Consider the following 10507-nt stretch of genomic DNA (forward strand, 5'->3'; position numbering starts at 1 on the left):
GTTTGCTTTCAGCGTAATCGGTAACTTACCAGATGCCGGCAGTACCAGGGTTTGGGACTGGAAGGAAGCGTCTTTATCAGCCTCGCCCGAACCAATGATCGTTGCTTTTTTATTTTTCAGAAACGACAGATCGAGTTCCAGTTTCTTCTCCACCTTTTCGCCGTTGATTCCGGCTACGTACCATTTGTTTCCTTTCTTACGGGCTACGATGTAATGTTTTCCGGGATAGCCGTCAATGAATTTTACATCGTCCCAGTAATCCGGAAGCGTTTGCAGAAATCCCTTAACGTAGGAGGGTACATGGGCCATGCCATCGGGACTTTCGGCGTAGTGCTGAATGCCGGACAGGAAAACGACCGATGTAGCCAGTTCAAAAGCCGAGGTAGTGGCCCGCTTGATGCGTGGAATTTTATACAGGTTCATGGGCGTAAAATCCATTGGATCGAACGCATTCCGCACCATCGCACACATCACCGAGTGTTCGGGAGCCTGGTTAGCGGCCTGTTGGGAAAACGTAATCATCTCGTAACCAAAAACGGCTTCGGCCGTCATCAGATTCGGGAAGGTCCGTTGTAGGCCCCGCGGTAAGGTTGCTCCGTGAAAATTCACCAGTAATTCATGCGTCGCCGCATCTTCCAGAATATCCTGGTAGTAGTTGATCATGGATTGACCATCGCCCCCAAAGAAATCGATTTTAATCCCTTTGATGCCCATGCGGTGAAGTCGGGCGAATTCCTGCATTCGGCTTTCATGGGTCAAAAGTTTGTCCTTCGGGGTAAATTTGACCGTATTCCAGCTACCGGCTGAATTATACCAGAGTAATACGCCAACGTTTTTGGTTTTGCCGTAATCGGCCAGCAGTTGTACCGAATCGTAACCAATGGTTTGATCCCAATTTGCATCGATCAGGCAATACTGCCACTTCAAATCCGCCGCAAAATCGATGTAGCGTTTTTGTACGCGATACACCGTAGAGTCATCTTTCTTCAAAACCCAGCTCCAGGAAGCTTTTCCCGGTTTGATGAAGGAATCCCTCATGGGGCGAGCGGGCAGAGCTAAATCAGTACCCAGCGTTGATTCCATGACCGTTTTCAGATCACCGATCACTAAGATTCGCCAGGGTGTTTTCCAGGGAAGGGTCGATTCGGGATTGAGCGTCGCCTTCCCATTGGTGAATACTTCCGCGGGCTGCGGAAAGTTAATCTTGTACTCACTATTTGGCGATTCCTGTTGTAAGGCGGTACCGCAGTACCCTCTACCCAAATCCGCTTCCGTCAGTAACAGCCAAGTATTGTTGTACCGGAAAAGAGCCGGATAAATCCAGCCATTCTTACCCGGAGCCGGCGTTCCCGTTGGCTTGTCCATCGTATAATGGGCTTCGTACGAGGGATTAGTATGTTCAAAACCCGTCTGAGCTTCCGTTTTGGGTTGTAGCCAGGACCGCGTTCCTTCGTTGAAACGGAAACTGGTAGCTTCGGCCGTAATTTTCTTTACCTCCGCCGACGTTTCAGGGAATACGTAACGAAAAGCGACCCCATCATTGGATACTCTAAAGATCAGGTTCATTTTCTTACCTGAGGCTGTTTTCGTTTCCCAGACACGTTCCGTAGCAGTGTAGGAGATCTCACTCTTTTTCGCATTCACGCTGCGATACTGATCCTTCACGGTCCGCGGGGAAGAAACCTTGATCAGGCTTAGATTCTTCGAAAAATCCTCGTCTTCCCGAATGACGCCCAGCTTCGAATCGGGCAGTACGATCTCGCCTTTGTAGCGAATCTGATATGTTGCCCGCTCCGGATTGACGGTTACGGCCAGTTGCTTATCTGGACTCAGGATTTGCCCGTCCTGAGCGTTTCCCGAAAAAAAGGAAAAGCACAAGGCAAGGCAATTTATGACAATTATATGTGGTTTGGAAAAAGAAATCATCTGCATTAATGGTATGTCAGGGTTGACCCCTGCTTGAAATCTAAGGTTGACTAAGCGTATCGCTGATGCGGAAGTAATCGAAATCAGCGTAACCGCCCGTTTGTTGCGTGGCGTAGTTGAACAGGCCAAAACGGTAGCCCATAAAGTGCGGAATGGTGTACGGCATTTTAAGCGGTTCCCCAATACGCGTCCAGGTTTTGTTGTCGAGGCTGTAGAAGAAGTGGGCCGTATCCTTCCGGTTCCGGAAATCGCATTCTGCTTTCAGATAAATCATTTTCTGATTCAGCGGAATGTTTTGTAGCTCTACGGGTTTTCCAGCCACCATTTTCACCATTACTACGGAGGGCTTACCCTGCGTAACCTTCACGCCTACCAAGCCATACTCTTTTTGTAATAGTCCTAAACCAGCAAAATCACCGTCTTTCATCTGCGATACATCCAGAGCAGTAGTACCGGATGATTCGGGGCCGATGGTACGTTGGGTGAGGGTATTGCGGGCTTGGGTAAAGGAAGTATCTACGCGACCCGTCTTGAGTCGTAAAAATCCTTTGCGTTCGCTGAGCGACCAAAGCTTTGGTTCGGGATTATGATTCCACTGCCAAACCAGCGGCAAAGCCGGTTCGCCTTTTTTACGGCTAAACTCATCGGAAGCGACGATACCCGGAATCAGTCCTTTGCTCGCGGGCAAGGACAGCTTTTCGGGCACTTTGCCGTTTTCGCCTAATACGGGCCAGCCGTTTTCCCAGGTGACCGGAACCAGATACGGAATCCGTCCTACCCCACCGAAATCCCGGAACAGATAGGCGTACCAGTTTCCATCGGGCGTATCGATCAAACCACCCTGAGCTACACCCAAATCCTGTAAGCCGACTTTGCCTTCCCAGGGACCCGTAATTTTATCCGCCCGATGAATCACAACCGTACGCATACTTCCCTTGGGCCACGTGATGTTGAAGAGGTAGTACTTACCCTTTACTTTGAATAACTGCGATCCTTCGGCCGGTAATCCCCCTGCCGTACCCGAAGGCGTACTGGCATTTTCAATAATCACCTGCTCGGTGGTACCGGGCTTCACGCCGGAAAGATCGGCGGAAAGTTCGATCAGCTTGAGTTTACCGCCGCCGTAGATCATATAGACCCGACCGTCATCGTCGAAAAATAGACTGTGATCGTGATAGGAAGGCTTAAATGAAACTTCTTTCCAGGGACCTTTTTCAATATTCTGGGTGGAATAGATGTAGGTCTTACCCGTAGTCTGAGCGAACGTCGTGACGTAGTACGTACCCTTGTGGTACCGCAGGCTACTGGCCCAGGAACCTCGTCCGTAGGTACTCTTGCCGTTGGTCAGATTCAGTTCATCCATCTCGCCCAATCGATCATACGCGTAACCAATCAGCTGCCAGTTGATTAAATCCTTGGACTTCATCAGGGGCAAGCCCGGACTCATGTGCATGGTGGTACTACTCATGTAATACGTATCCCCTACCCGAATCATGGAAAGATCCGGTACATCCGCAAAGATGACCGGGTTTTGGGCCTGGGCGAATAAAAGCTTACTAGAACAAAGCAGACACAGCAATATAAAGCTTCTTATCATGTCTTTCGGGTAAAGGTTAGGTGCTAACAGGACCTAGTTACGAGTTAGATCCGAAATTTAAAAGGAATAGGTCTCTCCTGAATGATCAACCTATTCCTGAATTTCCCCAGCTACGCTTACTTATACATCGGGTCTTTTCCTTCGTACTTCAAATAACGGAAGGAGGCAGTATTCGAACTGCTTTCACCGGAAGACGTGGCGTACATGCCGTATACGCAGCCGATGAATCCGCCCGCTACTTTGGTACTCAGAAATTTACCGTCCAATTTATCTTTCAGTACTTGCCAGTTTTTACCGTCCGTCGCATACGAGAAACTGTAGGAATCGCCCTGCGAAGAAATACGGAGGTTGACCTTTTCAGCCGTGGTATTCAGGGGGGCTTCCGTTACTAATTCCATCGATTTTTCGCGAGGTACACTCTTGAAAAGCTGAATGACGGGCTTTCCGCCTTTCAAGCTTTTACTCAGGAAATAGAAATGATGTTCATCCTGAAGAATCACCAGCCCTGCTTTCTCGTGCTCCGCCTTGGGGCTGAAGCTCAATTCGGTTTCGGCCGTGCTGTTCAGGTGTTGCTGACGCTTGCCAATAAACGAAGGGTTGCCCGTTTCCATACAGGTTTCCGGTTTCAGTTTCAGCGTCAAACCCTGCTTTTTAGAAAGCGTATATGAACCAGGGTCCACCGTACGCATGAACAGTAAGGAAGGGTCCAGCGACTTTTCAAAGGTCATCGTATACCCAAAGTTACCCGATTGGGGCAGCAGGTCTTTGGGCTTGTTTTCGGCGTAATTGACTGGATAGGAATATTGAATTTCCTTGTGATTGGGGTTGATAATCGGCCAATCTTCCTTCCACTCTACCGGAGCAATGAAGGTTTCACGGCCCGTGTTGTAGAAATCGCCTTCGTAGGGCCGAACGGCCAGAAAGATGGAGTACGTTTTTCCATCGGGACCTTCGACAAACTGAGCGTGGCCGGCTGAGGTAACGGGGTCTTTCCGGTCTTCGGGCAGGCCTTTCTGCGTCAGGATGGGATTGTGTTCGTAGGGTACGTAAGGTCCCCAGACCGACTTACTCCGGAATACTACTTCGGAGTGGTTCACGGAAGTACCCCCTTCAGCAGCATACAGGTAATACCAGTTGTTTCGCTTCAAAATATGCGGCCCTTCAATCCATACGGGCTTTTTGCTGATATCTACCCCGCCATTTACCAGTTGCTTTTCCTCGCCCACCACCTTTAAATTCTGGTAATCAAACTCGTACATGCGGATGGTTCGGTGACCGGAGTATTGGGGTTTGTTGTCAGGAGCATCACTGTTATAAAGGATGTAGGCTTTGTCGTTATCATCGAAATACAGCGAAGGGTCAATGCCCCGAACCTGCGGAATCCGAACTGGATTACTCCAGGGGCCCGCCGGATTTTTCGCCGTTACAACAAAGTTACCGTCGTGGTCAATGTCCGTACAGGTTACGTAATACGTGCCTTTGTGGTAGCTGATGGCCGGGGCAAACAGACCACGAGTTAACCGCTCGCCCATAAAATCCATTTGCGAGGGGCGGTCAATGACGTTCCCGATTTGTTTCCAGTTTTTCAGATCCTTACTGTGAAAAACGGGGATACCGGGAAAGTAGGAAAACGTAGAGTTAATCAGGTAATAATCCTTGTCAACCTGCACGATACTCGGATCCGGATAGAAGCCCGATAAAATAGGATTTACTAAGGTAGTCTTCTGAGCTATTCCAACATTCAAGCCACAAAGGCAGAGAAAAAGAATTGACAGGATAGGTTTTCTCATGTGTTTGTAAGATCAATCCAATGATGTGATTGCGGGTGCTCCGTATTGCAACTATTCCGTAGAGCCCCGTATTAATTTGTTAGATGTCGGCGGAAAAGTCAACGGCTTCAAAAGTAGGGGTAACGGCAAAAAGGCGTAGGATAAAAATCTTTAAAAAAGCAGAAAAAATGTTTAATTAATTAAATATCATCCGCTAAAAAGGGCATTTTTTTACATTATTTCTATATTTTTTTACATTTATACTACCCGTTAGCTTTCCGCCCCATCTAGTTTTGTTAAACGTTTCTACCTCAAAAAACAAGCGTAACTCTTGTTAGATCGGCGAAGAACCGAAAGCTTTTTTTGAGCCTGTCCTACCTAATACAGGCACCCGATTGACTCCTAATCCTATTACCATTACTTCACAAAGTTCCAACAAATGCTATGGAGAAACCTGTAACATTCCGAGAACATCCGATCAAATGGATGATGATTCCGCCAGTGGTTTGTTTGCTGCTACACATGCATACGTCCAGTGCAGCACCTGACTATTTCAACCATTCTTCAATTCATGACAAAAGCCTTACTAAAACAAATGTTCGGATCGACCGGGTTATAACCGGAACCGTCAAAGACGACCAGGGACAAGCCGTTCCGGGCGTTAGTTTATCCATTAAAGGCACTACGCAGGGAACAGTTAGTGACGAACAGGGTCAGTTTCGCTTAACGATTCCTAATGATAACACGACGCTGGTCGTTACGCACGTAGGATATGCCAGCCAGGAGATCATCGTGGGTACGCGATCTACGGTCGAAGTAGTACTGAAAAATGATCAGCGGATCCTGAGCGAGATCGTCGTCGTGGGCTACGGTACCCAACGCAGAGGGGCCATCACTGGGGCGGTTTCATCCGTTACATCCAAAGCCATCAATGAGTTACCCGTAGCGGGTGTTGATCAGGCCTTGCAGGGTCGGGTTGCGGGCTTAAACGTGACCAATAACGGTTCGCCGGGGAGTGCTCCCATTGTGACCATTCGGGGGATTAGCTCCATTAGCTTTGCCTCTGACCCACTCTACGTCGTGGATGGTTTTCCGATGGCTATTTCCAACATTGATCCCCGCGATATTCAATCGGCGGAAGTACTGAAAGACGCTAGCTCGGCCGCCATTTACGGTTCCAGAGCTACCAATGGCGTCATTCTGATTACGACTAAAAAAGGAGCCTTGCAGGATCGGTTGCGGGTATCCTTCGATGCGTACTTCGGCGTTCAAAGTCCGACTCGCGAGTTCAATTTGCTCAACACGCAACAATACCAACAGTACGAAAGAGCCCTGAATGGAGCGAGCAGTGCACTCCCACCTCGTCTGGAATCAGCTAACTTTAATCTGCCAATTTACGAAGGAGCTACGCAGACGTTCGCCCAAACCAATACCAACTGGCAACGGGAGTATTTCAGAAGAAATCAGCCCCTTCAGCAGTACAACATTTCCTTAAGTGGCGGTAATGGAGCTTCGCGTTTTTACACGGGAGCGGGTTACTTCGATCAACAGGGGATCGCTCAAGGTCTTAACTTCAAGCGTTTCAACTACCGTTTGAATTCTGAACATACCCTGAGCAAGGTTTTTACGTTCGGAGAAAATCTGTACATCAGTCAATCCAAACAGCGTTTCGACGTTTCGCAGGGAAACCGTACGCCCATTGTAAACCTCATTCGGATGCAGCCCTATCTGCCCGTGTATAACCCCAATAATCTGGGTGGATTCATGGGTCCGCAGAATAGCTTCGATGCTTCCGATCCCGTCAATCCGGTGGAACGGGCTTTCCTCGTCGAAAACATCAACAATACGACCCGTATCCTGGGTACGGCGTACTTGAAAGTAAACATCGCTCCCTGGCTGAAATTCACGTCTACCTACGGTCTGGACTACTCGAACGTATACATCACGAACTACACCCCTATTCATAACGATGGTGGTACGTCGATTGCAGCCACGGCCAGTATCCAGAATCAACGCCTGCTCACCAATACGCAGCTATTCACTCAGCAGCTGACTTTTGAGAAATCATTCGAAGGCCATAACCTTGGAGCTACGGTTGTGTACGAAACCCAGAGTCAGAATGTACGTAATGAAACCGCCAGCGGTACGCAGAGCACAAACGTGGTCCGTACGCTGAACGGGGCCAACAACGTGACCGCCAACAGCATTTACGAAACCAACTACATCCGCTCCATGGTCGGACGGGTGACGTATGACTACAACGAGCGTTACATACTGGCGGCTTCACTTCGCCGGGATGGTCTTTCCGTTTTTGCTCCGGGTAAGAAGTTCGAAAACTTCCCGGCCGTTTCGGCAGGCTGGCGGATTGATCGGGAAAACTTCATGAAAGATGTACGTGGCGTCTCTGAATTCAAACTCAGAGGGGGTTACGGGATTACGGGTATCAATGGCGTGCTTCTGGGTAATTATCCGTATCTGCAACCCATCCAGCGGAATCAGGCTACCTATCCTTTCAATGGTACGGTCATTAACGGAAACGGTTCCTTCTACAACGGTTTGAGTAATCCGAACCTGGCCTGGGAGAAAACCAAACAAGCCAACGTCGGTTTGGATATGGGTTTCCTGGAAAATCGCTTAAGCGTTGTAGCGGAATATTTCCAGCGGAAAACGGACAACCTGATTCTGACCGTTCCTACACCTACTAGCTTTGGTTTTGGCGGAGCCGGAACCCTGGCCAACGTAGCGGCCATGGAGAACAACGGGGTCGAACTTCAGGTAGGTTATCGGAAAACACGGGGCGACTTCACCTGGAATGTAACGGGTTTAGTAAGCGTCATCCGAAATCAGGTGGTACGGCTGAATAACGAGAATGCCTCCATTACCGCAGGTGGTGATGCCGATTTTGGTGGCGGTGGTCCTTTAACGAATACCGTAGCGGGTAAAGCCGTACAGTCGTTCTACGGGTACGTCGTAGAAGGTATTTTCCAGAATGAAGCCGAAGTTACTTCACACGCTACGCAAAGCGGAGCTGCTCCCGGGGATTTGAAGTTTAAGGATCTGGACGGCAACGGTATCATCAATGACGATGACCGCACGTTTATTGGAAGCTTCCTGCCGAAGTTCAGTTACTCACTCAATTACGCAGCTAACTACAAAAACTTCGATTTCACGGTCTTCTTCCAGGGCGTACAGGGTAATAAAATCTTTAATGCGGCCCGGATTATTCGCGAAGGCATGCCTCGTTTGTTCAATGCCGATGTGGCCGTTCTGAACGCCTGGACTCCTTCTAACACCAATACGGATATGCCAAGAGCCGTGAACGGAGACCCGAACCAAAACGTACGCCCCTCGACCCGCTGGATTGAAGACGGCTCGTATTTACGGTTTAAGAACGTTATGATTGGCTACAATGCCCCCGAATCCTGGACGAAACGTACCGGAGGCCTGGGCCTTAGTCGACTACGCCTCTACCTCTCCGCCCAAAACCTGTTTACCATTACCAAGTACTCCGGTCTGGATCCGGAAATCGGTTCCAAGAACGGAACACTGACGAATGGTGTAGACTACGGTCAGTACCCCACCCCCCGATCTTTTCAAGCAGGAATCCAGGCCACTTTTTAATTTATACTCGTATGAAACTATCTAAACGAAGCATTCGAACGGCGTGTATAATGGTTATGCTGCCCATTATGTACTCCTGTAATGATAATACGTTGAATACCATTAACGAAAACGTGGTATCCACTACTGATTATTTTAAAAACAGTGATGAACTCCTGGCGGGCACCAATTCCATTTATGCCACCGTACGTAACATTTCGCTGGTGGCCCGGGAGTGGTTTTTCCTCCATGATTTGAGAAGCGATGAGGTGGCCGCTGGTGGAAGTCAGCTGGAAGTACCCCGCTTCCAGATTCTGAGTGGCAATACAGATCCCACCAACAGCGTCATGAACTCGGTCTGGAATGGCTTGTATACCGTCATTCACCGGGCCAACACGGTCATCGAAAACGGGCCTAACGTGACGGATAATACGGCTGTACGCGACCGGGCGGTAGCCGAAGCCAAATTCCTGCGGGCCTGGGCTTATTTTGAACTGGTTACTTTCTGGGGAGGCGTACCGCTGTACACGGCACCCGTTAAGTCGCCATCCGACTACCAGCCCCGAGCAGAGGTCAATGCGATCTATACCTTAATCATCGAGGACTTGCGGCTAGCGGCCAGTGCCTTACCCGGTAAAGCGGCTACCGACAAAGGTCGTGCGACCAATGGTGCTGCCAATGCCTTACTCGGACGCGTACTATTGCAACGAGCTGATTACGCCGGTGCCAAGGAGGCCTTGCTTAAAGTGACTGCCTCCGGTGCGTATACGTTAATGGATCGCTACCTGGATAATTTCGAAGAAGAAACGGAATTCAACGCCGAATCCATCTTTGAAGTAGCTTACGTGGATAAGGGTGATAATGATTTCAACTGGGGTGGCACCGATACGCCCAACTCCGCTCAGTCTACCATTCGTAATCAGGAATATAACCCGGTCGCCTGGCGAAATTTGATTCCCTCGGACAAGCTGTTGAATGAATTCGAAAACACGGCCACCGGAGCTACCAAAACCGATCCCCGTTTTAGTTTCAGTTTCTATCAAACCGGCGATCGCTACAACAATGATGCGGATGTACTAACGGACGCCGATCAAAACGGTAATTCATCGCTGGTGAATGGCGTTCGCAAGAAGGTCAGTATTCGGAAGTTTATGATTCTCTACAAAGAAGGAAAAGCGAAGGCTAGTTACCACCCCGGCGGTAACAACCAGCGAATCATTCGATATGCTGAAGTATTGATCAACCTCGCCGAATGTGAAGCCGAGCTGGGTAACCTTACGGCGGCGGTAGGCTACCTCAACCAGGTTAGAGCCCGAAAAAGTGTAGCGATGCCTGCGTATCCAACGAGTCAATTCCCTACCAGCACAAAAGCTCAGGTCATCAAAGCGATCATGCACGAAAAAATGGTTGAACTTTCGGTGGAATGCATGCGTAGTATCGATATTCTTCGCTGGCGGCCCAAGGGTTATTTCACCCAGGAACCGTTCTCGTATTTCCGGGCAAACCGGGATGAATTACTTCCCATTCCGGTAGCAGAACTGGACAATAATCCGCTAGTGAATGGCAAGCAAAATCCGGGTTATTGATCTATTGTATTCTTTAGGCAAGCGGGAAA

At 49.1% G+C, this 10507-nt stretch carries 5 protein-coding genes; 2 read left to right on the forward strand and 3 right to left on the reverse strand.

What is annotated here, in order from left to right:
• The 3 genes from ACOJTG_RS05870 to ACOJTG_RS05880 form a co-directional block, all read right to left on the reverse strand.
• The coding region (locus ACOJTG_RS05870; protein ID WP_420152959.1) for a glycoside hydrolase family 97 catalytic domain-containing protein at positions 1 to 1878 on the reverse strand (1878 nt) is incomplete at its 3' end.
• Between the two features lie 88 nt (positions 1879 to 1966).
• Positions 1967 to 3523: a glycoside hydrolase 43 family protein gene (locus tag ACOJTG_RS05875; protein ID WP_420152960.1), complete on the reverse strand. Its 1557-nt coding sequence runs from the start codon at positions 3521 to 3523 to the stop codon at positions 1967 to 1969.
• Between the two features lie 116 nt (positions 3524 to 3639).
• Entirely contained in the window at positions 3640 to 5313 is a 1674-nt protein-coding gene (locus ACOJTG_RS05880) for a glycoside hydrolase family 43 protein (protein ID WP_420152961.1), read from the reverse strand.
• A 423-nt stretch (positions 5314 to 5736) separates the two neighbouring features.
• Between ACOJTG_RS05880 and ACOJTG_RS05885 the strand changes: the two genes are divergently transcribed.
• On the forward strand, positions 5737 to 8913 hold the full coding sequence (locus ACOJTG_RS05885) for a SusC/RagA family TonB-linked outer membrane protein (protein WP_420152962.1): 3177 nt from the start codon (positions 5737 to 5739) through the stop codon (positions 8911 to 8913).
• Between the two features lie 11 nt (positions 8914 to 8924).
• Positions 8925 to 10478, forward strand: a complete 1554-nt coding sequence (locus tag ACOJTG_RS05890; protein WP_420152963.1) for a RagB/SusD family nutrient uptake outer membrane protein — start codon at positions 8925 to 8927, stop codon at positions 10476 to 10478.
• Positions 10479 to 10507: the final 29 nt, after the last annotated feature.

Origin of the sequence: Siphonobacter sp. (assembly GCF_048595215.1) — a bacterium.
Taxonomy (GTDB): Bacteria; Bacteroidota; Bacteroidia; order Cytophagales; family Spirosomataceae; genus Siphonobacter.

Bases quoted from the DNA above. Each gene is read 5' to 3' on its own strand.
- ACOJTG_RS05885 (WP_420152962.1), top strand. From the start codon at position 5,737: ATGGAGAAACCTGTAACATTCCGAGAACATCCGATCAAATGGATGATG.
- ACOJTG_RS05880 (WP_420152961.1), bottom strand. From the start codon at position 5,313: ATGAGAAAACCTATCCTGTCAATTCTTTTTCTCTGCCTTTGTGGCTTG.
- ACOJTG_RS05875 (WP_420152960.1), bottom strand. From the start codon at position 3,523: ATGATAAGAAGCTTTATATTGCTGTGTCTGCTTTGTTCTAGTAAGCTT.
- ACOJTG_RS05890 (WP_420152963.1), top strand. From the start codon at position 8,925: ATGAAACTATCTAAACGAAGCATTCGAACGGCGTGTATAATGGTTATG.